Origin of the sequence: Micromonospora sp. NPDC048935, from assembly GCF_043197875.1 — a bacterium.
Taxonomy (GTDB): Bacteria; Actinomycetota; Actinomycetes; order Mycobacteriales; family Micromonosporaceae; genus Micromonospora.
In genome coordinates, this window is record NZ_JBICTZ010000007.1 from 42190 (window position 1) to 62986 (window position 20797).

At 72.6% G+C, this 20797-nt stretch carries 25 protein-coding genes; 10 read left to right on the plus strand and 15 right to left on the minus strand.

The window, feature by feature from the left end; translation table 11 throughout:
• Positions 1 to 4 precede the first annotated feature (4 nt).
• Both ACGFIW_RS19795 and ACGFIW_RS19800 read left to right on the plus strand, forming a co-directional pair.
• Complete coding sequence (locus ACGFIW_RS19795; protein WP_393317530.1) at positions 5 to 1399, plus strand: MFS transporter; 1395 nt, start codon at positions 5 to 7, stop codon at positions 1397 to 1399.
• 56 nt (positions 1400 to 1455) lie between these two features.
• Positions 1456 to 2172: a thymidine kinase gene (locus ACGFIW_RS19800; protein ID WP_393317533.1), complete on the plus strand. Its 717-nt coding sequence runs from the start codon at positions 1456 to 1458 to the stop codon at positions 2170 to 2172.
• On the opposite strand, the gene ACGFIW_RS19805 is transcribed toward ACGFIW_RS19800, so the two are convergent.
• Genes ACGFIW_RS19805 through ACGFIW_RS19815 form a run of 3 tightly spaced genes read right to left on the minus strand, consistent with a single transcriptional unit; the run spans position 2139 to position 4988 of the window.
• Positions 2139 to 3353 (minus strand): low temperature requirement protein A, encoded by a 1215-nt coding sequence (locus ACGFIW_RS19805; protein ID WP_393317535.1) that lies wholly within the window; start codon positions 3351 to 3353, stop codon positions 2139 to 2141. The genes ACGFIW_RS19800 and ACGFIW_RS19805 overlap by 34 nt on opposite strands.
• Positions 3350 to 4543, minus strand: a complete 1194-nt coding sequence (locus ACGFIW_RS19810) for a low temperature requirement protein A (protein WP_393317538.1) — start codon at positions 4541 to 4543, stop codon at positions 3350 to 3352. The genes ACGFIW_RS19805 and ACGFIW_RS19810 overlap by 4 nt, the downstream gene beginning before the upstream one ends.
• The gene (locus tag ACGFIW_RS19815; RefSeq protein ID WP_393317541.1) at positions 4530 to 4988 is read right to left on the minus strand and encodes a hypothetical protein; all 459 of its coding nucleotides are present in this window, start codon (positions 4986 to 4988) and stop codon (positions 4530 to 4532) included. The genes ACGFIW_RS19810 and ACGFIW_RS19815 overlap by 14 nt, the downstream gene beginning before the upstream one ends.
• Positions 4989 to 5135: 147 nt before the next feature.
• Between ACGFIW_RS19815 and ACGFIW_RS19820 the strand changes: the two genes are divergently transcribed.
• Together ACGFIW_RS19820 and ACGFIW_RS19825 are read left to right on the plus strand one after the other, a co-directional pair.
• Entirely contained in the window at positions 5136 to 6839 is a 1704-nt protein-coding gene (locus tag ACGFIW_RS19820; protein WP_393317544.1) for an acyl-CoA dehydrogenase family protein, read from the plus strand.
• A gap of 28 nt (positions 6840 to 6867) precedes the next feature.
• Positions 6868 to 8031, plus strand: coding sequence for a PQQ-binding-like beta-propeller repeat protein (locus tag ACGFIW_RS19825; RefSeq protein WP_393317546.1), 1164 nt, complete (start codon positions 6868 to 6870; stop codon positions 8029 to 8031).
• Positions 8032 to 8044: 13 nt separating this feature from the next.
• On the opposite strand, the gene ACGFIW_RS19830 is transcribed toward ACGFIW_RS19825, so the two are convergent.
• The gene (locus ACGFIW_RS19830) at positions 8045 to 8890 is read right to left on the minus strand and encodes an LLM class flavin-dependent oxidoreductase (protein WP_393317549.1); all 846 of its coding nucleotides are present in this window, start codon (positions 8888 to 8890) and stop codon (positions 8045 to 8047) included.
• 75 nt (positions 8891 to 8965) lie between these two features.
• On the opposite strand from ACGFIW_RS19830, the gene ACGFIW_RS19835 reads away from it, so the two are divergent.
• Positions 8966 to 9331 carry a VOC family protein gene (locus tag ACGFIW_RS19835; RefSeq protein WP_357067473.1) on the plus strand — a complete coding sequence of 122 codons (366 nt, stop codon included), beginning with the start codon at positions 8966 to 8968 and terminating at the stop codon, positions 9329 to 9331.
• Between the two features lie 38 nt (positions 9332 to 9369).
• Here ACGFIW_RS19835 and ACGFIW_RS19840 read toward each other — a convergent pair whose 3' ends face one another.
• The 7 genes from ACGFIW_RS19840 to ACGFIW_RS19870 form a co-directional block, all read right to left on the minus strand.
• Positions 9370 to 10368, minus strand: coding sequence for a tyrosine-type recombinase/integrase (locus ACGFIW_RS19840; RefSeq protein WP_393317551.1), 999 nt, complete (start codon positions 10366 to 10368; stop codon positions 9370 to 9372).
• 67 nt (positions 10369 to 10435) lie between these two features.
• Positions 10436 to 10861 carry an Hsp20/alpha crystallin family protein gene (locus ACGFIW_RS19845; protein WP_357558254.1) on the minus strand — a complete coding sequence of 142 codons (426 nt, stop codon included), beginning with the start codon at positions 10859 to 10861 and terminating at the stop codon, positions 10436 to 10438.
• A gap of 102 nt (positions 10862 to 10963) precedes the next feature.
• Entirely contained in the window at positions 10964 to 11452 is a 489-nt protein-coding gene (locus tag ACGFIW_RS19850) for a GNAT family N-acetyltransferase (RefSeq protein WP_393318488.1), read from the minus strand.
• Between the two features lie 36 nt (positions 11453 to 11488).
• Complete coding sequence (locus tag ACGFIW_RS19855) at positions 11489 to 11632, minus strand: hypothetical protein (RefSeq protein WP_393317554.1); 144 nt, start codon at positions 11630 to 11632, stop codon at positions 11489 to 11491.
• A gap of 26 nt (positions 11633 to 11658) precedes the next feature.
• Complete coding sequence (locus ACGFIW_RS19860; protein WP_393317557.1) at positions 11659 to 12174, minus strand: DUF2087 domain-containing protein; 516 nt, start codon at positions 12172 to 12174, stop codon at positions 11659 to 11661.
• A gap of 310 nt (positions 12175 to 12484) precedes the next feature.
• On the minus strand, positions 12485 to 12676 hold the full coding sequence (locus ACGFIW_RS19865) for a DUF397 domain-containing protein (RefSeq protein ID WP_393317560.1): 192 nt from the start codon (positions 12674 to 12676) through the stop codon (positions 12485 to 12487).
• Entirely contained in the window at positions 12667 to 13434 is a 768-nt protein-coding gene (locus tag ACGFIW_RS19870) for a DUF5753 domain-containing protein (protein WP_393317562.1), read from the minus strand. Before ACGFIW_RS19870 ends, ACGFIW_RS19865 begins: the two co-directional genes overlap by 10 nt.
• 156 nt (positions 13435 to 13590) lie before the next feature.
• Between ACGFIW_RS19870 and ACGFIW_RS19875 the strand changes: the two genes are divergently transcribed.
• From ACGFIW_RS19875 to ACGFIW_RS19885, 3 genes are all read left to right on the plus strand, one after another.
• Positions 13591 to 13884, plus strand: a complete 294-nt coding sequence (locus ACGFIW_RS19875) for a hypothetical protein (RefSeq protein ID WP_393317564.1) — start codon at positions 13591 to 13593, stop codon at positions 13882 to 13884.
• Positions 13884 to 14129: a flavin reductase gene (locus tag ACGFIW_RS19880; RefSeq protein ID WP_393317566.1), complete on the plus strand. Its 246-nt coding sequence runs from the start codon at positions 13884 to 13886 to the stop codon at positions 14127 to 14129. Before ACGFIW_RS19875 ends, ACGFIW_RS19880 begins: the two co-directional genes overlap by 1 nt.
• A 121-nt stretch (positions 14130 to 14250) precedes the next feature.
• The gene (locus ACGFIW_RS19885) at positions 14251 to 15171 is read left to right on the plus strand and encodes an SDR family NAD(P)-dependent oxidoreductase (RefSeq protein WP_393317569.1); all 921 of its coding nucleotides are present in this window, start codon (positions 14251 to 14253) and stop codon (positions 15169 to 15171) included.
• Positions 15172 to 15247: 76 nt separating this feature from the next.
• Here the strand turns inward: ACGFIW_RS19885 and ACGFIW_RS19890 are convergent, their stop codons facing one another.
• The 3 genes from ACGFIW_RS19890 to ACGFIW_RS19900 form a co-directional block, all read right to left on the minus strand.
• Complete coding sequence (locus tag ACGFIW_RS19890) at positions 15248 to 15742, minus strand: CAP family protein (protein ID WP_393317572.1); 495 nt, start codon at positions 15740 to 15742, stop codon at positions 15248 to 15250.
• A 417-nt stretch (positions 15743 to 16159) separates the two neighbouring features.
• Positions 16160 to 16666 (minus strand): DinB family protein, encoded by a 507-nt coding sequence (locus ACGFIW_RS19895; protein ID WP_393317574.1) that lies wholly within the window; start codon positions 16664 to 16666, stop codon positions 16160 to 16162.
• Positions 16663 to 17694 (minus strand): aldo/keto reductase, encoded by a 1032-nt coding sequence (locus ACGFIW_RS19900; protein ID WP_393317577.1) that lies wholly within the window; start codon positions 17692 to 17694, stop codon positions 16663 to 16665. The genes ACGFIW_RS19895 and ACGFIW_RS19900 overlap by 4 nt, the downstream gene beginning before the upstream one ends.
• Before the next feature lie 121 nt (positions 17695 to 17815).
• Here ACGFIW_RS19900 and ACGFIW_RS19905 point away from each other — a divergent pair, with 121 nt between their 5' ends.
• Positions 17816 to 19360, plus strand: coding sequence for an ArnT family glycosyltransferase (locus ACGFIW_RS19905; RefSeq protein ID WP_393317580.1), 1545 nt, complete (start codon positions 17816 to 17818; stop codon positions 19358 to 19360).
• Positions 19361 to 19366: 6 nt separating this feature from the next.
• Here ACGFIW_RS19905 and ACGFIW_RS19910 read toward each other — a convergent pair whose 3' ends face one another.
• Complete coding sequence (locus ACGFIW_RS19910) at positions 19367 to 19849, minus strand: RrF2 family transcriptional regulator (RefSeq protein ID WP_393317583.1); 483 nt, start codon at positions 19847 to 19849, stop codon at positions 19367 to 19369.
• A gap of 207 nt (positions 19850 to 20056) precedes the next feature.
• On the opposite strand from ACGFIW_RS19910, the gene ACGFIW_RS19915 reads away from it, so the two are divergent.
• Positions 20057 to 20797 (plus strand): SDR family oxidoreductase, encoded by a 741-nt coding sequence (locus ACGFIW_RS19915; RefSeq protein ID WP_393317586.1) that lies wholly within the window; start codon positions 20057 to 20059, stop codon positions 20795 to 20797.

Here is a 20797-nt window from a genome sequence, read left to right on the forward strand (position 1 = left end):
CCGGATGGCCGAGACCGTGACGCCCACGGTGGACGACCCCCCGCCCGCGTCGAGCACCCGCCGTGAGCGTCGGGGCTGGTACATCTACGACTGGGCCAACTCGGCGTTCCAGACCACGGTGATCACCGTGTTCCTCGGCCCGTTCCTGACCACCGTCGCCGAGCTGGCCGCCGGATGCGAGTTGGGCGCGGACTCCTGCGACGGGTACGTGCACCCGCTGGGTATCCGGGTCGCGGCCGGGTCCTACTACCCGTACCTGATCTCGCTGTCGGTGTTCCTCACCGTGTTCGTGCTGCCGGTCATCGGGGCGATCGCCGACCGGTCGGCGCACAAGAAGCGGCTGCTCGGCGGGGCCGCGTTCACCGGCGCCGGCGCGACCATCGCGATGGCCTTCGTCACCGGCGACCGCTACCTGCTCGGTGGGGCGTTGTTCCTGGTCGCCAACATCTCCTTCGGCGCGGCGGTCGTGGTCTACCACTCGTTCCTGCCGCAGCTCGGCGGCCCCGACGAACGCGACGGCATCTCCAGCCGCGGCTGGGCGATCGGCTATCTCGGTGGTGGTCTGCTGCTGGCGCTCAACCTCGTCGCGATCACCCTGCTCGACGACGGGGACAACCCACAACGCACCCTGGACCTGGCCCGCTGGTCGATCGTGTCCGCCGGGGTGTGGTGGGCGGTGTTCACGCTGGTGCCGCTGCGCTGGATGCGCGAGCACCCCAGCGAGGCGGCCCTGGCCGGTGGCGGCGGCAACGTGGTCACCGACGGGTTCCGGCAGCTCGGCCGGACCATGCGGGAGATCAAGGCGTACCCGTTGACGTTGTTCTTCCTGCTCGCCTTCCTGGTCTACAACGACGGCATCCAGACCGTCATCACCCTGGCCAGCCAGTACGGCACCGAGGAGCTGCGCCTGGAGCAGAGCACCCTGATCATCACGATCCTGCTGGTGCAGTTCCTCGCCTTCGGCGGCGCGCTGAGCCTCGGCGCGTTGGCCAGGCGCATCGGCGCGTGGAAGACCGTGCTGCTGAGCCTGGTGCTCTGGACCGTTGTGATCATCGCCGCGTTCCGGCTGCCCGCCGAGGCGCCGGTGCCGTTCATGGTCCTCGGCGCGGGCATCGGCCTGGTCCTCGGCGGCAGCCAGGCGTTGAGCCGGTCGCTGTTCAGCCAGCTCATCCCGGTCGGCAAGGAGGGCGAGTACTACGGCTTCTACGAGATCAGCGACAAGGGCACCAGCTGGCTCGGCCCGCTCGCCTTCGGCCTGGTGTTCCAACTCACCGCCTCCTACCGGGTGGGCCTGGTCTCACTGCTGATCTTCTTCGTGGTCGGTTTCCTGCTCCTGGCCGCCGTGCCGATCCGCCGTGCCATCGTCGCCGCCGGCAACACACCACCCCGGGTGCTCTGAGCACGCGTCCCGCGCCCGACAGATCAGCCTCGGCCGATCGGCTAGGCTGCCCGACCGTGACAGACGACGCCGCCACCGCTCCGACCTGCCTGGCTCACCCGTTCCCCGGCCAGCCGCACGCACCGGCCGGGTGCGCGGCCGCACGCGGGCTCGACGGGCGTCCGGTGCACGCCGCGGCGTTGAAGTTTTTCTGGGGGCCGATGGACTGCGGTAAGTCGACGATGGCGTTGCAGATGAACTACAACCACGCCCGGCAGGGCCGTCGTGGGCTGGTCACCACCCGCATCGACAGGTCGCTGGGCCCACAGGTCACCACCCGCATCGGCCTGGCCCACGAGGCCATCGAGGTCACCGACGACCTGGACCTGCGGGCCCTGGTGCGCGGCCGGTGGGCCGACGGGGTACGCGTCGACTACCTGATCTGCGACGAGGCGTGCTTCTACACCGTCGAGCACGTCGAGCAGATGGCCGAGCTTGTCGACAGCTACGACGTGGACGTGTTCGCGTTCGGCCTGGCCACCGACTTCCGGTCGCGCCTGTTCCCCGCCGCGCAACGGCTGTTCGAGTTGGCCGACGAGGTCGCCCGCATCCAGGTCGAGGTGCTCTGCTGGTGCGGCCGGGAGGGGCTGCTCAACGCCCGCGTCGTCGACGGGCGGGTGGTCCGCGAGGGCGCGCAGGTCGTCATCGGTGACACCGTCGAGACCGCCGAGGTGCGCTACCAGGTGCTGTGCCGCCGGCACTACCGCAGCGGCGACCTCGGCCCCCGCGACTGAGCGGCCCGCCGCGACGACACCCGGTCGGCCACGATCACCGCGCCGGTGATCAGCAGCGCGGCCGAGGCAGCCACCGCGAGTGACACCCGCAGCGCGACCGCCGGCGCGCTCAGGGCGAGCAACAGCACGGTCGCGGCGGCCCGAGCGACGCTCCCGCCGTCGCCGAGCGCGAACTGGTACGCGGCGTGCCCGGCCAGGAACAGCGCGGGGCCGCCCAGCACGACCAGAGCGGTCGCCCAGCCGACCGGTTCACCGGGGGCGTGCAGCAGGAACTCGTCGCCGACCGCCGTGACGACGATGCCGGCCACCATCACCGGGTGCAGGTAGTTGAACACCAACCGCGAGAGCCGGCCGGCCCGCCGGCCCGCCCCGGCCAACGCCACCATGGCGGCCTGGGCCCGGTCGAAGTACACCCACCACAGGGCCGCCGAGCCCGCGAAGGCGAGCAGGAAGGCGGCGATCGTCACCCCGTCCAGCTGCCGCGTCAGCGTCCGTCCGGTGATCAGGATCGACTCCCCCAGCGCGATGAGGATGAACGCCTGGCAGCGTTCGGCCAGGTGCCCGCCCTCCACCTCCCAGTGCTCGGGGGTGCTGCGCCCCAACCCGGGCACCGGGAACCCGGTCGCCAGCCCGATCGCGTCGACGGCGATCACCGCGATCCAGATCACCTCCCGGGCCGGGGTGTCCACCAGCGCCCCGACAACCGCGAGCGAGCTGGTGGCGGTAACCCAGACGACGCACTGGCGGAAACTGTCACCCAGCCCGGGTTGGCCGCGGATCGCCCACATGGCGAAGACCGTCCGCCCCACCTGCACCGCCGCGTAGGCCGCGGCGAAGAGCAGACCGTTGTCGCCGAAGGCGCCGGGGAGCGCCGCGGCGAGCAGCAGGCTGCCCAGCGACGCCAGCAGCAGGGTGACCCGCACCGGGGTCCGATCCGGGTGCAGCCAGTTGCCCGCCCACACGGTGTAGATCCACACCAACCAGACCAGGCCCAGCAGGACGGCGGTCCGTCCGGCACCCGACCAGCCGAGGTCTCCGCTCAGGTAGTGCGACAACTGGGTGATGGTGAAGACGTAGACCAGGTCGAAGAACAGCTCGGTGGAGGTGGTCCGCTCCACCCCGCGACGCGGGCGCAGCAACTGCGGGTGCAGCGGACGGCTGTTCGGCCCCGAGCGGGTCACCGCACACCCCGCTGCACCCGCGACCGGTCGGCCACGATGACGGCGACGGTCACCGCCAGCGCCAGCGCGGCGCACACCGCGACGGGCAGGCCCAGCCCCACCCCGACCGGCACCAGCGCGAGCAGCACCAGCACCGCCGTGATCCGGCTGGTCGGCAGGTGTCGCCACAGCAACGCCTGATAGGCGGCGTGCCCGGCCAGGAACAACGCCGGCCCACCCAGGACGAACAGCGCGGCGACGGTGGTGGCGGGCACGCCGGGCCCGCGCAGCAGCAACTCGTCGCCGGCGGACACGACGATCACGCCGGCGACGATCACCGGGTGCAGGTAGTTGAACGCCACCCGGCTCAACGCGCCGGTACGCTCGCCCGCCCCCGCGATGACCTCTGTCGCGGCCGGGGCCGACCGGGCGAAGTACACCCACCACAACGCCACCGAACCGGCGAACGCCAGCAGGAACGCCCCCGACGTCCCCAGGTCCACGTGCGACGTGAGGGTGCTGCCGGTGACCAGGATCGACTCACCCAACGCGATCAGGACGAACGCCGCGCACCGTTCGGCCAGGTGCCCACCCTCCACCATCCACCGTTCCGGGCGGCTGCGACCCCGCCCCGGCAGCGGGTAACCGATCAGCAGGCCGACGACCTCGATCACGATCACCGCCGCCCACCACGCCTCCCGGGCAACCCCGGCGGCCAGGCCGCCGAGCACCACGAGCACCGACGTCCCGGTGATCCACGGCAGCGACTGCTGGAACCCGGCGACCAGCCACGGGCTGCCCCGCACCGCCCACAACGCGAACACGGTGCGGCCCACCTGGACGCCCACGTAGACGAACGCGAACAGCAGGCCGGTGTCGGCGAACGCCTCCGGGATCGCCGCCGACAACCACAGGCTGCCCAGCGCCACGCCGATCAGCATCGTCCGCACCGGCCCCTGATCCGGTTGCAACCAGTTGGTCAGCCAGGTGGTGTAGACCCAGACGAACCAGACCAGGGCCAACAACAGCGCGGTACGCGCGGCGCCCCGCCAGTTTGGGTGGGCGATCAGGTAGTGCGACAACTGGGTGACGGAGAAGATGAAGACCAGGTCGAAGAAGAGTTCCGTCGACGTGGTCGGCTGCACCCCCGTGCGCGGGCGCAACAACTGCGGGTGTGCCGGAGTGGCGGCCGGTGGTTCAGAAGGGGTCACCGCACACCCGCCAGTCCCCGTCCTCGCGGACCACCGGTAGGCGGCGTTCCTCGCTGCGCCCGCCGTCGCGGGTCACCTTCACCGTCACCGTCCCGCTCGGGCGTCCGCTGCGGGTGGCGACCGACACGTCGGTGATCTCGTAGTCGGTGACCATCGGGGGTGTCCGCACCCAACTGGTGAAGCCGATCTCGCTCCACCGGCTGCGGGCATCCTCGCAGAGCCGCTCGTACGCGCGATCGCTGTCGCCGAGCGCCACCTCGCTGAGGAAGTCGTCGGCGGTCTCCCGGATCGGGCCGGCGGCCTGCCGGACGGTCTGGAGGTTCCAGGCGGCCAGCCCGGCCACCCCGACGCAGCACAGCGCCACACCGAACCCGGCGAACGCCAGCCCGGTGCGCATCGGGCGGTTGCGCCGGGCCGGTCGGCTCCACGACTGGCCGGCACCCACGACTACCGACCGTAGAGAACGTGGTCGCACTGAAGTGTGACAAGTCGGAAATCGGCGGTAGGTAGTGGGCCGGACTGCCCTGTTCGGACCGGCCACGGATCGTCTACGGTCGGCGCACACCCCCCGAGCAGTGCCAGGAGCCGATCGATGAGCCGCTTCGTGCAGCCGCTACCACCTCCCGTCGATCCGTACACCGGTGACCGCCTCCTGCGGTCCTGGCTGGAGCGTCACCTGGGCCCGGCCGGGCACGCCGCCGCGAAGGGTCGCCTCGCCGACCTGGCCGCCGACGTCACCGGGCCGCTGCGCGCGGCACACGCCGACGCGGAGGCGCACCCGCCGACGCTTGTTCGCTACGACCCGTGGGGTGCGCGGATCGACCGGATCGACACCTCGGCCGGCTGGCAGGCGCAGCGCGCCGCCGCCGCCCGACACGCCGTGGTCGCGCTGCCCTACCTGCCGGAGGCGCGCGGCACCTGGGGCGCCGCCGCGCGGGTCGTGCAGCACGCCCTGCTGCACCTGTACGGGCCGGAGTCGGCGACGTTCTCCTGCCCGGTGGCGATGGCCGACGGGGCGGCGGCGCTGCTCAGCACGCCCGACGTGGACGCCGGGGTCCGCGACGCGTGGCTGCCCCGGCTGATCTCCACGGACCCGGCCACCGCGATCACCAGCGGGCAGTGGATGACCGAGTCGCAGGGCGGCTCCGACCTGGGCCGTTCCAGCACCATCGGCCGGCCGGCGGCGGACGGATCCTGGCGGCTGACCGGGGAGAAGTGGTTCTGTTCCGCCGCAGACGCGGCGATGGCGGTGGCGCTGGCCCGGCCGGAGGGTGCCGGGCGGGGCAGCCGGGTGCTCGCGCCGTTCCTGGTCCCCCGCTACGCGGTCGACTCGCCGTTGAGCATCGGTGGGGCACCGGACGGGCCCGCACCGGGTGTCACCGTGCACCGCCTCAAGGACAAGCTCGGCACCCGCGCGCTGCCCACCGCCGAGATCGGGCTGCGCGACGCGTACGCGCTCCCGCTGGGCGACCCGGCGGTGCCCGGCCTGGTGCGGGCGATGACCCTGGTCGTGGTGACCCGGGTGCACAACGCCGCCGCGGCGGTCGGTGGGATGCGCCGCGGGCTGGACCACGCCCGCGCGTACGCCGAGGTGCGGCACGTCGCGGGCGGGCCGCTGGCGTCCTCGCCGCTGCACCGGGCCACCCTGGGCACCCTCGCGGTGGACGCGGCTGGCGCGTTCGCCCTCGCCGGGCACGCGTTCGCGCTGCTCGGGCGGGTTGAGGTCGGTGCCGACCCGGAGGCGACGGCGGAGCTGCGCATCGTGGCGCCGCTGGCGAAGCTGGCCACCGGCCGGCTCGCGGTCAGCTCGGCCAGCGAGTACGTGGAGAGTTTCGGCGGGGCCGGTTACGTGGAGGACACCGGCGTGCCCCGGCTGCTGCGCGACGCGCAGGTGCTGCCGATCTGGGAGGGCACCACGAACGTGCTGGCCCTGGACGTGCTGCGCGCGTTGACCCGGGAGGACGCCGGGGCGCCGGTGCTGAGCCGGCTCGCCGCCGCCGTCGACCTGGCCCGACCGCTGTCGCCGACGCTTGCCGACACCCTGTCCGCGGCCACCGCGCAGCTGGGCGACACCATCACCGCGGTCACCGCCAATCCGAGTGGTGCGGCGGTGCAGGCCGGTGCCCGTGGCCTGGCGCTGCGCCTGGCGTACGCGCTGACCACCGCGCTGCTCGTCGAGCACGCCGCGTGGGGTGACGAGCAGGCGGAGTTGGCGGCCCGGCTGTGGGCGCGGCGCTGGCTGCGGCACGAGGAGATCGCCGAGGACGCCCACCACCACCTGGAGTTGCTCTGCTGAGCGGCCGAGGCGAGCGCGGGCAGGTGCCATGTCGGTGCTGATCGAGCTGGGTGACGACCGGGGCGCACCCCTGGACGAGCCCGGGCCGCCGCCGCCGGTGTCGCGCCGTTGGCGGGTGGCGCTGCTGCTGGTGGCGTGCGCCCTGCTCGGCGGCGCGACCGGGCCCGCGTACCTGACGCCCCAGGTCGGGCCGGCGGTGCCCGCCGGGGCGACAGTGCTCGGCGCGGGGCCGCTGCTGCTCGTCGTCGACCCCGGCACGAACCCGCCGACGCTGAGCGCCTACAACTCGGGCGCGCCGAACGGCCCGCCCCGGTGGCGGGTCACCGTGCCGTCCGCCGCCGGGTGGTTCGCCGAGGCCGCCGGCGAGCTGCTGCTGCTTGTCGAACGCGACCAGACGCGCGGGGCGAGGATGACCACCGCCCGGTCGATGCGGACCGGCCAGCTCAGGTGGGGGCGACGCGAGCGGGTGTACGCGGCCGGAGACGTGCCGGTCGCGGTGCGCGAGGTGCGCAGTGCCTCCGAGCCGGGACGGCGGGTCGAGGGCACGGTGCGCGGTGTCGATCCGGCGACCGGCGCGACCCGCTGGTCGGTTCCGGTGCCCTCCACGGCGGTGCTGCGGGCGCTGCCCGGGCGGTTGCTGCTGGTGCAGGACGACGGGCTGGCCCGGCTACTCGACGCCCGCGACGGCACGGAACGGGGGCGGGGACAGCTTCCGCCGGCCGACTACGGCCCGGACAACCCCCAGGTCGTGGGCGGGCACCTGGTGCTGCGCCACCCGAGCGGCAGTGGGCCGGCGCTGACCGGCTACGACCTGCCCGGCCTGGCGCAGCGGTGGCGGTTGCCGGTCGAGCCGGGTGAGCTGACCCTGCGACCCTGCCAGGGTCTGCTCTGCGGGCAGGACGAGCGGGGCCGCTGGGCGATCGACGCCGGCACCGGGCAACGGCGCTGGACGTGGCCGGCCGGGACGCGCTGGCGCACGGTGGCGGGCGCACGGCCCGACATCGAGCCATTGGTGCTGGTGGGACTGGCGGCGGACGGCCGGCGTGTCCTGGTCGCGACGGTGGGCCGCGACGGCCACCGGGTGACCGCGGTGCTCCCGGCGGGGCTGACCGACTGCCGGCGGGTCGGCGCGGGGCTCCTCTGCCGCGACGGCACCGACCGGGTGACGGTCTGGCCGCTCGCCGCCCGCTGACCGACCGCCACGGTCAGCGCAGCGGGCCTCGCGCGACGGCGGCGCGCATCGTCTCCGGGTCGCCCGCCGGGACGAACTCCAGCCACCAGGTCGCACCGGCCGCCGCGAGCTCGTCGAGGTACACCCGTTCGGCGCGTTCGTCGGATCGTCGCCGCCGCCCGCCGATCGCCACGTCGAACGGCTGGCCGTCGGCGCGGGTGGGTGGCAATGCCTTGACCAACTCGCGGACTTCGTCGGGGGTGAAGTCGGACCACCCGTCGGTGTCGGTGAGCTTGTACGGCACGATGCCGTCGGCGCGGGCCGCGCGGCGGCGCACCGCCCCGGCCTGGAGGCTGCCGCCGACCCAGACCGGCACCCGGGGCGACTGCACCGGCGGGGGTCGCAGTGCGACCCCGTCGGCGCGGTAGTGGGTGCCCTGATGGCTGACCCGCTCGCCGCCGAGCAGCCCGGTCAGCAGGTCGAGACCCTCGTCGAGCATCGCGGCGCGCACGGACGTGTCGGTCTGCTCGCCGAATGCGGTCAGCCCCCGGTCGGCGGGGTCACCGACGCCGACCGCGACGGTGGCGCGGCCGGCGCTGAGGTGGTCGAGGGTGAGGACCTCCCGCGCCAGCTTCGCCGGCCGACGCCGGGGTAGCGCGGTGACGGTGGTGCCCAGGCGCACCCGGGCGGTGCGCCCGGCGATCGCGGCGAGCACCAGCCACGGGTCGTAGGTGGACGGCTCGTCGCCGGAGTAGTGGATCAGATAGTCCTCCAGGAACACGCCGTCCCACCCGGCGCGCTCGGCGACCTCTCCCAGCTCGACCAGGGTGGACACCGCGAGGGAGTCGCCGCCGCAGGAGATTTCCAGGCCATGTCTCATCCGCCGACGGTACGAGTGGGGTACGACGGGTGGCGCGGGAGCGCTCCTGTCGGACCCCGGGGACATACTGCCGACGTGACGACTTCTGCCGACCTTGCCATGGTCAACCTCGACAGTTCCGACCCCGCCGGCCACGCCGCGTTCTATCACGAGGCGCTCGGTTGGGAGGTCACCCACAGCAACGCCGAGTACGCGATGATCAGCTCCGGGGCCGTCTCCATCGGCTTCGGTCTGGTCGAGGGCTACCAGCCGCCGGCCTGGCCCGACGGCGACAAGCGCTACCACCTCGATCTCTATGTCGACGACCTCGCGGCGGCGGAGGACAGGTTCGTCGCGGCGGGCGCGTCCAAGCCGGATTTCCAGCCCGGCGGCGACAAGTGGGTGGTGCTGCTCGACCCGATCGGGCAGCCGTTCTGCATCTGCCCCCGCCCCCAGAGCTGAGACGGCTCGGCGCAACCTCCTCGGCGGGCGTGTGGCGGTCAGGCCCGGCGGCGGGACCGGGCCGCCCACACCGCGTACGCCGGGTCGCGGTCGAGGTTGTGCCGGTCGCGGTCGTAGCGGCGGGTGGTGCGCGGGTCGGCGTGGCCCATCGCGTCCTGCACGTCTTCCAACGGCACGCCCTCCGAGCGGGCGGTGGTGGCGAAGGCGTGCCGCAGCGAGTGCGGGGACAGCTTCGCCCAGGCCGGGATGCCGGCGGCGCGGGCGAGCCGGCGGACCATCCGGAACACCGAGTGCCGGTCCAGTCGGGCGCCGCTGGCCGTGACCAGCAGTGGGCCGGTCAACTGTGGCACCGGCACGCCGGTGGCGGCGGCCCGCTGGGCCAGGTAGGCGTCCACCGCGTACCCGGTGCCGGGGGTGAGGGCGCGACGGCGTTGCTTGCCGCCCTTGCCGACGAACCGCACGCTGCGGTGCCCGCGTTCGGTGCCGAGGTCGGTCAGGTCCAGCGAGATCAGCTCCCCGACCCGCAGGCCCAGGTCGGCCAGGAGCGCGAGCGCGGCCCGGTTGCGCGCGGCGGTCGGGCCGGTGTCGGCGTCGGCGGCGCCGAGCAGCGCGTCCACCTCCTCCGGGGTGAGCCCGATGGTCGCGGAGTGGTCCCGGTCGACGCGGGGCCTGTCGGCTCCGGAGACCGGGTTGGCCGCCACGCCGCCGAGCTTGACGAGGAAGTCGTACCAGCTGGACAACGCGGAGAGCCGACGGGCGACGGTGGCCGGGGTCAGCGGCCGGCCGCTGCGGGTGCCGATGGTGGACTCCAGCGCCCGGGCGTACTCGTTGACGTGCAGGAACGTGACCCGTAGCGGGTCCAGGTCGCGACTGGCGCACCAGCGCAGCCAGCCGGTGACGTCGCGGCGGTAGGCGTCGCGGGTGTGCTCGGACAGCCGCCGGTTACGCAGCCACGCCTCGGTGACCTCGATCGGCCCGCTCGGCAGCGCGGGCGGCGCGGACGGGCGGATCAGCACCGGAGTGTCGGAGATCGCCATGTGAAAAAGGCTCTCAGCCTCGGGTGGGATCAGCGCGCAGGCGCGCCGATCCCACCCGTCACCGTGATCAGGCGTTGATCTGCCGGCGTCCGTCGCCGTTGGAGCTGATGGTCACGCGGCGCGGCTTGGCGCGCTCGGCGACCGGGATGCGCAACGTCAGCACCCCGTGCTCGTAGCCAGCTTCCAGCTTGTCGGTGTCCAGGGTGTCGCCCAGGAACAGCCGCCGGGTGAAGGTGCCCATCGGGCGTTCGGCGGCGACCAACTCGACGCCGTCACCGGTGGGCCGGCGACGCTCGGCGCGGACGGTGAGCACGTTGCGCTCGACGGTGCAGTCGATGGTGTCCGGGTCGACGCCGGGAAGGTCGAACGCCGCGTAGAAGTGGTCGCCGTCGCGGTAGGCGTCCAGGTGCATCGTCGCGGGACGGGCCGCCGTACCGAAGAACTGGTCGGCGAGTCGGTCGATCTCGCGGAAGGGGTCGGTACGCATCAACATGGTCATGCCTCCTCGGTTCTCCTGGCCGAAGGTGATGAGTTGAGCCGGGGTGACTCAACTTCCTCTTCCTATTTAACGCATCCGCGTGCCGACGTCAACCGCTCAGGACAGCCGCTTCTCGAACCAGTGCTCGGCGTAGGGGCCGTGCGAGTACGCCGGGATCTCGGTGTAGCCGTGCCGGGCGTACAGGGCGCGGGCCTCGACCAGGTCGGCGCGGGTGTCGAGCCGGATCCGGTCCGACCCGGCCGCGTGGGCCCGCTGCTCGGCGGCGGCCAGCAGCGCGGCACCGCCACCCTCGCCCCGATGAGCGGGTCGGATGAACACCCGGGTCAGCTCGGCCCCGCCGGGCTGCCAGCGCAGGCCGGCGCAGCCGGCCACCTCGTCGCCGCGGTGGGCGAGCAGGAGCAGCCCGGTGGGCGCGGTCAGGTCGTCGCTGGGAAACTCGGCCAGAGCACGTTCGACCTCGCCGGGCAGAGCCGGGCGACGGTGATAGCGAACCACCATCTCGGTCATGTACTCGTGCAAGAGCAGCACGGCGTCGGGGTGGTCGGGCCGGGCAGCGGTGGTTGCCCAGACGGGCCGGGCGGTCATGGTCACCCGCTGATCATGACCGCCCGGTCAACGGTTTTATCCGGTCGCGTGGGCTCGCGCCGCCGGTGGCAGGAACCCCTCCCGGTCCTGCTCGGGCAGGGTCGCGAGCAGGACGTCCTGAATGCGCTGGACCACCCGCCGCGCCCGGTGCAGGACCTGCTCCCCCGCCGGCGTCACCACGACCAGACGGTGTGCGCCGTGGACGATCAGGCCCGCTGGTAGATGCCGCGCTCGCGGGTGAGCAACCGCTCGTCGACGAGATACCGACGCAGCGTGGCGTGGTCCGACCCACCCGCCGTGCACCACGCCTTGAGCGCCTCGTCGACGGCCCGCTCCGGATAGTGGGTGCCCGGCGCGAACGACCGCTCGGCGATGTGGGTGAGCAGCACGCGTCGCCGTTTCGGCTGCGCCGGCAGGCCCACCAGGACGTCTCCGCGCAGGAAGGTCCGCAGCACCGGGTCGGCGGCCGGGTCGGTGTCGTCGGCCGGGCGGCCGTCGCGGGCGGCGGCCCGCAACGACGCCTCGTCGGCCGTGAGCGCGCCGTCCGCGCCGGTGACGAGGCCCGCGTCGGTGAGCCGGCGGACCCCGGTGAGCACGACCCGCGCCGGCAGGCCGGTCCGCTCGGCGACCTGCGCCGCGCTTGTCGCGCCCAGCACGATAGCCGCGAAAATCCGTCGCCGTCCGTCGTCGGCCAGGGCACCGGCCAGAGCATGCGCAGTCACGTCGGTCACCCTCGCATCAGCGGTACGCGGACCGCCAGGCGTTTTCCGGCCCGCTCGGTCGGCCGCCATGCCGCTGGGGTACGCGCTGACGCGCCACTGGCCGCAGACGCGTTCGGCGTGCCCGTGCCGCCGGCCTGCTGGTCCTCGCCTCCTGCGCGGGCACCGCGCTCGTCCCCGGCGTACGCCGACTGGCCCGGCCGACGGCACCGCAACCGCAACCGTCCGACCCCGCCGGCCTGCGCTGATGCCGGGCGGGCCCACGCAAAGGGCCCCCGACCAGTGTCGGGAGCCCGCGTGCGGTGTAGGTCGGTCAGCCGGCGGCCCGGGTCATGGCGACGAAGCCGCGCCACGCCTGCGGGCTGAAGGTCAGCGTGCCGCCGTCGCGGTCCTTCGTGTCCCGCACGAGGACCACACCCGGGAGGTTGTCGGCGACCTCGACACAGTTGCCGCCGTTGCCGCCGCTCTTGGTGCTCTTACGCCACCGCGCACCGCTCATGTCCATGATGCTGCCGCTTCTCTGAGAAGGTCCAAGGAACGCCCCCGGGGCAGTGCCTCTCCGCGAATACGCTCCCACCGTCGTTCGAGCTTAACAAGCTCCGATGCCTGATCGAGGATCTGCGCCTGGGCCGGGCCGTCGACGTACGCCACCCGCGACCCGTCCGGCATGTCGGCGATGGTGAAGGGGCCGTCCAGCCCGGGATAGCTGGGTGCGTCCGCCGGGACGATGTGGAGTTGAACGCTGTCTGACTCGGCATGCTCGATCAGCCGGGCGAGCTGCGCCGCCATCAGGGCGCGGTCGTTGCCGACGCGTCGGCGGAGCACCCCCTCGTCCAGCACGGCGATCAGCAGTGGCCCGCCCTCCCGGGTGAGGATCGCCTGGCGGGCCATCCGCGCCTCGGCGAACTCGGCGACCGCGTCCGGTGTCAGCACCCCGCCCGCCAGGGTCGCCCGCGCGTACGCCTCCGTCTGCAACAGGCCGGGCACCCAGGCCAGCTCGAACGACCGCAGCGTCACCGCCTCGCGTTCGAGATCGACCCACGGCCGGAACCACACCGGTTCGCGACGGCGGACCACGTCCGGCCAGAGCGTGTCGGAGTCCCTGGCCAGCAGCTCCGCCACCGTCGAGCGGTGCCGGCTCTGTGGAATGTGGCCGGGGTTCGCCCATCTCGCGACGGTCTTCGGGTGCACGCCGACGCGACCGGCGAGACTCTCGGCGGTGTGCCCCGCCTCGGCGAGCGCAGTGACAAAGGCGTGGTTCATGCCGTCTCTCCTCCGGAGCAAATCAGCCGTCCACAGGAGATTACACAACGCTGTGTGATTGTCCGACGACCCTGGGCAAGGTGTTGTGTGGACGGTGCGAGAGGGGAGAGCGATGCCAGACGAGCGAGCAGAACCGAGGCGGCCGGAGGGGCGGAGATGACCGACACACTGCGGGCCGGCGACGTGGTCCGGTTGACCACCGCCGCGAGCGTGCAGTTCCACAAGCCGATCGTCGTCCGGGTCATCCGGGAGCTACCCGAACGGCACACCTACGACGGCTGGCTCTGGCTGGAGGCCTACGAGCTGAGCCCGAAGGGCGAAGCAATCGCACGGCGCGAGCTGTACGTGCTGCGCAACGGCGTGCAGGTGCAGTTCCGGGCCCCCCGCCGGGCCAACGAGACCCGCCCACCCGCGCCGATCCGGCGCACCGGTCCCGTGCGGGTCGTCTGATGCCCGGACGCCGGCAGCACTCTCCGCTGCGCCCCTCGTGGCGCTGCCCGGTCTGCGGCATCCTGTGGCCGTGCTCGGCCGCGAAGCTGCGCCTGCTCGGCGAGTACCGCGAGGACCGGCCGGGCCTGTTGGCTCACCTGGCGACGGTGCAGCAGGCAGCCGAAGCCGACCTCACCGCGATCAACCCGGGCGTCGCGCTACCCGACCTGACCCCGCGTTTCGTCGGCTGGGCCGAGGCCCGCTAGCCGGCGGCGCACCCACCGGCGTGAGCCTGGCCCTGCCACTACCAGGAAAAGCGGGGCCAAGCCTGAACCCCTGGGATGCGGGAAGAGTGGGTCACCAGGCACGACGAGAGGAATGGGACACATGGCACCACAGCGCATCGAGACTCCGTTCGGGTTCAGCTCCACCGCCGCGGAGGTGCTCGCTGGCGTCGACCTGACCGGCAAGCGCGCGATCATCACCGGCGGCGCGGGCGGAATCGGTGTGGAGACCGCCCGGGCCCTCGCCGGGGCGGGTGCGGAGGTCGTGCTGGCGGTCCGCCGCACCAGCGTCGCCGAAACGGCCATCGCGGACATCACGGCAACAACGGGAAACACCGACATCAGCGCACGGGAACTCGACCTGGCCGACCAGGGATCGGTGCGCAGGTTCGTCGACGGATGGGACCAGCCCCTGCACATCCTGGTGAACAACGCCGGGATCATGGCGCTGCCGCACCTCCAGCACACCCCCGAGGGCTGGGAGATGCAGTTCGCCACCAACTACCTGGGCCACTTCGCGCTGACCCTCGGGCTGCACGACGCGTTGGCCGCCGCCGGTGGCGCACGCGTCGTCTCGGTCGCCTCCAGCGGGCACCTGTTCTCCCCCGTCATCTTCGACGACCTGCACTTCCGATTCCGCCCGTACGACCCGTTCCTCGCCTACGGGCAGTCCAAGACCGCGGAGGTGCTGCTCGCCGTCGAGGCGACCCGGCGCTGGTCCGGTGCGGGCATCTACGCCAACGCGCTGAACCCCGGCGCCATCGCGACCGGCCTCCAGAAGCACACCGGCGGGCTGCGTACGCCCAAGGAACAGCACAAGACCCCGCAGCAGGGGGCCGCGACCACCGCCCTGCTGGCCGGCTCGCCACTTGTCGACGGCGTCGGCGGGCGCTACTTCGAGGACGTCACCGAGGCCCCGGTGGTAGACGAGATGCCCGCGAACTACGCGGGCGTCGCCCGGTACGCGCTCGATCCGGCCAACGCGCAACGGCTGTGGGACGTCGCCCTCGGGCTCCTCAACTGAGAACACCCCGGCTCCGGGCGCGGACCGGGGCGCACCGGGCATTCGCCGGTACGCCCCGCCCCGAGGGATCGGTGTGTCAGCTCGCGGGACCCACGTTCATCACGTACTGGCCTTCCATGTTTCCGGGCAGCGAGAAGTTGGCCACGATGAAGGTCTCCCACCACTTCGTGCCCTGGCCGGCGACCCGCCCAACGCCCAGCTTCGTGGTGTTCTTCCAGACCAGTGCGGTGAAGTGCCCGATGGGCTTCGTGGAGTCGATGGGTTCGCCCGTGGCGAAGTTGTAGTTGCTGTGCTCGGCGTACCAGCCGTCTACCGCGGCAGTGCCCGAGCCCGCCGTGGGGCCGGTTGAGGCGCCCGCCCACGACGCGTTCTCACCGGTGTCCGGTCGCAGGCCCTCGTGGGTGAGCGTGGTGCTCTCGGCCATGAAGGACGCCCTCGACTTCGCATACTCCACAAGTTCCGGGTCGAGGGTAAGCGGCGACGATCCGTGCCGTGCCCGCAGTTCGTTGACCTTGGTCAGCACCTCTTGCAGGAACTCGTCGTTGGTTCGATCAGAGAATCCAGCTCGCATGACGTGACACCCTTCTTCGGAAGACGAACGGCGGAAGATCTGCCCCCGTGGCGGGTGGCTCGGCCCTGGACGGCTCGCACCGGGGCTGGGCAGCCATCGGCAGCCTTCCATTCGTCAACGCGAAAAGACCATCACTCAAGGTGACGCATCAATGACAGAGCGACAAGTTGGGGTCTCGCCGGTGGACCGGTGAGGAGACGCTGCGGCGAATCCGGCCGCACCGCTCCAGGTGAGCGGGGTAGCCGGGCTTGGACGTGGGCGTCAGCGCCACGTCGTGCCAGAACCTGAACGATGTCAGTGGCGTGACAGCGAATTTCCTGTTCTCTGCCACAACGGCAATTTCGCACCCCGCCGGTTGCGGCGGGATGCTCCACGAGACTGCGCCCGCGCCTCGTCGTCACCGTCGAGGCGGCGGCGTCACTCTCCGGTCGGACCCCCGGCCAGTTCGGCGACCACGTCGAGGTGGCCGAGGTGGCGGGCGTACTCCTGCACCAGGTGCAACAGCACCCGCTCCAGCGACGCCGGGGCCGCGCCGTTCCAGCGCGGCCCCGGCGCACCGACCTCCGCCAGGTCGTGCGCCGTCACCACCGCCGTGGTGTGCGCGCCCTGCGCCCGCAGCGCCGCCACCAGGTCCGCCCGGGTCTCGTCGGGGCCGACGTACCAGCGGTCGTCGCGGCGGTCACCCCACGGCTCGGCGACGTCCCGGCCCTGGAAACCCCACTCGATCCAGCGCCGCTCGACGTGCCGCAGGTGCGTGAGCAACTCCAGCGGGGTCCACCCGGACGACAGCCGGGTGCGCCGCAACTCCGGCTCGGCCAGCGCCGACACCTTGGCCACCACGGACTCCCGGAAGTAGTCCAGGTAGCGCAGGAAGACCTCGGTGCGGCTGCTAGCCGGGGCGGTGGGCTCGGGGAAGGCGATCACGGCGCGGTCGGCAGGTCGCGGGCGCGCTGGCGCACACCCGCCCCGCCGTAGGGGTAGTCGCCCACGAGCGGGGCGCTGGCCTCGTCGAGCAACCGCATCTGCTCGGCGTCGAGGACCAGGTCCGCGGCGGTCAGGTTGTCGTCGAGCTGCGCGGTGGTGCGCGCGCCGAGGATCACCGAGGTGACCGCCGGGCGGGCGGCCAGCCAGGCCAACGCCACCGCCGACATGGACACGCCGCGTTCCTTGGCGACCCGGCCGACCACGTCGAGCACCCGCCAGGTGCGCTCCTCGGCGTTACGACCGGCGTACGCCTCGACGCCGCGCTGCGGGTTCTCCCCGAGGCGGGTCGCGCCGGTGGGCGTGCTGTCGCGCTGGTACTTGCCGGTCAGCCAGCCACCACCCAACGGCGACCACGGCAGGATGCCGATGCCCTCGTTCTCGCAGACCGGCACCAGCTCGAACTCGATCTCCCGGGCCAGCAGGTTGTACTGCGGTTGCAGGGTCACGATCGGGGTGAGGTTGAGGTGCTGGGTGAGCAGGGCGGCCTTCTGCAACTGCCAACCGGTGAAGTTACTGACCCCCGCGTAACGGATCTTGCCGGCGCGCACCGCGTCGTCGAAGAACCGCAGCGTCTCCGGCAGTGGGGTAAGCGGGTCCCAGGCGTGCGCCTGGTAGAGGTCGACGGCCTCGACGCCGAGCCGTCGCAGGCTGGCATCCAGGGCGCGGGTGAGGTGCACCCGGGACAGGCCGGCGTCGTTCGCCCCCGGCCCCATCGGGAAGCGGCCCTTGGTGGCGATCACCAGTCGGTCGCGCAGGTCGGGCCGGGCCCGCAGCCAGCGCCCGACGATGCTCTCGGAGACACCCGTGGAGTAGACGTCGGCGGTGTCGAGGAAGGTGCCCCCGGCCTCGACGAACCGGTCCAGTTGGGCGAAGCTGCCGGCCTCGTCGGTCTCCGCACCGAACGTCATCGTGCCCAGACACAGGGTCGACACCACCGTGCCGGTGCCGCCCAGAGTGCGATAGCGCATATCGTCCTTCCGGTCCGAGTCAGAAGCCGATCTTCGCACCCGGCTCACCCACCTGCACGGGGAGGCCACCGGACCCCGGTACGGGCACCCACGCGACCGGCCCGCCCGTCATCATGTGCCCATGAGCGAGCCCGCGATCGACACCGACCGGCCGCAGCGTCCAGCCCAGACGGCACCGTCGACGGAGCCCGGTGTGCCCACCCGCGGGCCGTGGCTGGTGGCCCTGGCGACGAGTATGGTCCTGCTGCTGCTCGCCGGCCGCTACGGCTATCACCGCGACGAGTTGTATTTCCTGCTCGCCGGCCGACACCTCGACTGGGGCTACGTCGACCAGGGCCCGCTGGTCCCGGTGCTGGCCCGGCTCCTGGACACGATCGCGCCGGGCAACCTGGTGATCCTGCGTACCCCGTCGGCGTTGCTGGCCGGCGCGGCGGTGCTGCTGGTCGCCGCCATCGCCCGCGAGTGGGGCGCCGGTCGGGCCGCCCAGATCTTCGCGGCGGTGTTGGCCGCGCTGTCCGGCATCGTGCTCGCCAGCGGGCACCTGCTCAGCACCACCACCGTCGACCTGCTGGTCTGGTTGGCCGCGGCGTGGTGCGCGGTGCGGTTGTTGCGCTCCGGCGACAGCCGCTGGGCGCTGGGTATCGGGCTGGCGCTCGGTGTGGGCATGCTCAGCAAGCTGCTGCCCGCGCTCCTGGCCGTGGGCCTGATCACCGGCGTGCTCATCGCCGGGCCCCGTCGGCTGCTGCGCGACAGGTGGGTGCTCGCCGCCGCCGGGATCGCCGTGCTGCTGGCCGCACCCAACCTGATCTGGCAGGCGACGCACGGCTTCCCGCAGCTCGGCGTCGCCGCCTCCATCTCCGGGGGTGACAGCTCCTACAGTGGCCGCCTCGACGCGTTCACCCTCCAGTTCGTCATCATCAGCCCGTATGCCGTACCGATCTGGATCGCCGGCCTCGTCGCGCTGCTGCGCCGCCCGGCGTGGCGGGCCTACCGGGCGGTGGGCTGGGCCTGGTTGGTCGTGTTCGGCATCGTGTTGATCGCCGGTGGCAAGGGTTACTACGACGCGCCGCTGCTGCTGGTGCTCACCGCCGCCGGCGCGGTGGTGACCGTCGCGTGGGCGTCGCGCGGGTCGGTCCGGCTGCGTCGGGGGCTGCTCGCGCTCGGCGTGGTGCCGTTGCTGCTGCCCAGCATCGTGCTGCTGCTGCCGGTGCTGCCGGCCGAGCGGTTGCCCGGTTTCGTGGTCGACGTCAACTACGACGCCGGTGAGACGATCGGCTGGCCGGCGTTCGCCGACTCGGTCGCCGCCGTCCATCGTGGGCTCGCGCCCGAGGAGCGTTCCCGGGCGGTCATCCTGACCGACAACTACGGCGAGGCCGGCGCGCTGGCCCGCTACGGTCCGACCCGTGCGCTGCCCCGGGCCTACTCGGGGCACAACAGCATGGCCGACTTCGGTCAGCCGCCCGCCAGCGCGGACGTGGTCATCGCGGTCGGCTGGCAGCGTGCCGACCCGCTGACCGCCTGGTTCGACGAGTGCACGCTCGCCGGGCGGGTGGACCAGCGGGTCGAGGTGGAGAATGACGAGAACGACGGCCCGATCCACGTGTGCCGAGGGCTGCGGCGTCCGTGGGCGCAGATCTGGGACAGCGAGGTACGCCACACGGGCTGAGCGCGCTCAGCCCGTGCCGGTTGTCAACCACGCCTGGATGCCGGCGAGGGCCTCGGGGCCGGAGGTGGCGTCGACGTCACCGGCGAGGTCGGCGATCGTGACGGCGGCGAGTGCCTGACGCCAGGCGTCCTCGGCTGCCCACATGGCGCGGGCGACCGGGCACGGCGTGGTGCAGGCGTCGGCCGGCGTCGCGAACGGGCCGCGCTGGCGGATCTCGGTGCAGACGAAGGTCGGGCCGGGGCCGTCGATGGCCTGCACCACGTCGAGCAGGGTGATGCTCTCGGGTGCGCGGGTCAGCACGTAGCCGCCCGACTTGCCCTGCACGGAGTGGATCAGGCCGGCACGGGCCAGGGCCTGGAGCTGCTTGGCGAGATAGCTGCTGGAGACGTCGTGCAGCTCCGCCAGCTTGGCCGCCGCCACGGGCGTGTGGCTGGCCGTCAGCACCACGCAGCAGTGCAGGGCCCACTCGACCCCGCCGGACATCTTCATGTCGCCACCCTAGTCGGGGTGCGGCCGTTGATCTCGATCGCGACGTCGACCGGCAGCGGGCGGTGGCGCGGTGAGCTGACACACGCACCCTCGCATACTCGGACTTCCGCTGTCCGGATATAGTTACCCGGACAGCGGAAGTCCGAGTATCGCTGGAGCGTCAGCAACCGGACGAACGACCACACAGCCACGGGAAGGTGCATGGGCATGAAGATCGCCGTACTGGGCGGGACCGGCCTCATCGGGTCACAGGTCGTCAAGATCTTGCAGGCGGCCGGGCACGACGCGGTGCCACTCTCGCTCTCCACCGGGGTGGACCTGCTCACCGGGCAGGGCCTGGCCGACGCACTCACCGGCACCGAGGTCGTCGTCAACCTGACGAACTCGCCGACCTTCGACGACGCCTCCCCCGCCTTCTTCCAGACGACCATGGACAACCTCCTGGCCGCGGCCGCCCGCGCGGGTGTCGGTCACGCGGTGGTGCTCTCCATCGTCGGCGTCGACCAGGTGCCCGACCTGGCCTACTACCGTGCCAAGGTCCTCCAGGAGGACATCCTCAAGGCCGGTCCCATCCCGTACTCGATCGTCCGCGCCACCCAGTTCTTCGAGTTCGTCGAGGCGATCCTGTCCTGGACGGCCGACGACACCACCGTCCGCCTGCCCCGCACCCCCGTACAGCCGATGGCCGCCGCCGACGTGGCGCAGGCCGTCGCCGAGGTCAGCATGGGCGCACCCCTGCGCGGTGTCCGCGACGTCGCCGGCCCCGACGTCTTCACCCTCGACGAACTGGGACGGATCACGCTGGCCGCACGCGGTGACAAGCGCACCGTCACCACCGACGACAGCGCCGGCATGTTCGCCGCCGCACCCGGTGCGGTCCTCATCGCCGCCGACGACGCCGTCATCGCACCCACCACCTACCGGGAGTGGCTCGACCGCCAGAGCTGA

What these genes read in the sequence shown, in the direction of transcription:
- ACGFIW_RS19850 (WP_393318488.1), bottom strand. Translation starts at nt 11,452, where the DNA reads ATGACCGCCCGGCCCGTCTGGGCAACCACCGCTGCCCGGCCCGACCAC.
- ACGFIW_RS19885 (WP_393317569.1), top strand. Translation starts at nt 14,251, where the DNA reads ATGGCACCACAGCGCATCGAGACTCCGTTCGGGTTCAGCTCCACCGCC.
- ACGFIW_RS19910 (WP_393317583.1), bottom strand. Translation starts at nt 19,849, where the DNA reads ATGAAGATGTCCGGCGGGGTCGAGTGGGCCCTGCACTGCTGCGTGGTG.
- ACGFIW_RS19870 (WP_393317562.1), bottom strand. Translation starts at nt 13,434, where the DNA reads ATGAACCACGCCTTTGTCACTGCGCTCGCCGAGGCGGGGCACACCGCC.
- ACGFIW_RS19875 (WP_393317564.1), top strand. Translation starts at nt 13,591, where the DNA reads ATGACCGACACACTGCGGGCCGGCGACGTGGTCCGGTTGACCACCGCC.
- ACGFIW_RS19905 (WP_393317580.1), top strand. Translation starts at nt 17,816, where the DNA reads ATGAGCGAGCCCGCGATCGACACCGACCGGCCGCAGCGTCCAGCCCAG.
- ACGFIW_RS19915 (WP_393317586.1), top strand. Translation starts at nt 20,057, where the DNA reads ATGAAGATCGCCGTACTGGGCGGGACCGGCCTCATCGGGTCACAGGTC.
- ACGFIW_RS19880 (WP_393317566.1), top strand. Translation starts at nt 13,884, where the DNA reads ATGCCCGGACGCCGGCAGCACTCTCCGCTGCGCCCCTCGTGGCGCTGC.
- ACGFIW_RS19795 (WP_393317530.1), top strand. Translation starts at nt 5, where the DNA reads ATGGCCGAGACCGTGACGCCCACGGTGGACGACCCCCCGCCCGCGTCG.
- ACGFIW_RS19865 (WP_393317560.1), bottom strand. Translation starts at nt 12,676, where the DNA reads ATGGACATGAGCGGTGCGCGGTGGCGTAAGAGCACCAAGAGCGGCGGC.
- ACGFIW_RS19825 (WP_393317546.1), top strand. Translation starts at nt 6,868, where the DNA reads ATGTCGGTGCTGATCGAGCTGGGTGACGACCGGGGCGCACCCCTGGAC.
- ACGFIW_RS19900 (WP_393317577.1), bottom strand. Translation starts at nt 17,694, where the DNA reads ATGCGCTATCGCACTCTGGGCGGCACCGGCACGGTGGTGTCGACCCTG.
- ACGFIW_RS19830 (WP_393317549.1), bottom strand. Translation starts at nt 8,890, where the DNA reads ATGAGACATGGCCTGGAAATCTCCTGCGGCGGCGACTCCCTCGCGGTG.
- ACGFIW_RS19845 (WP_357558254.1), bottom strand. Translation starts at nt 10,861, where the DNA reads ATGTTGATGCGTACCGACCCCTTCCGCGAGATCGACCGACTCGCCGAC.
- ACGFIW_RS19840 (WP_393317551.1), bottom strand. Translation starts at nt 10,368, where the DNA reads ATGGCGATCTCCGACACTCCGGTGCTGATCCGCCCGTCCGCGCCGCCC.
- ACGFIW_RS19820 (WP_393317544.1), top strand. Translation starts at nt 5,136, where the DNA reads ATGAGCCGCTTCGTGCAGCCGCTACCACCTCCCGTCGATCCGTACACC.
- ACGFIW_RS19890 (WP_393317572.1), bottom strand. Translation starts at nt 15,742, where the DNA reads ATGCGAGCTGGATTCTCTGATCGAACCAACGACGAGTTCCTGCAAGAG.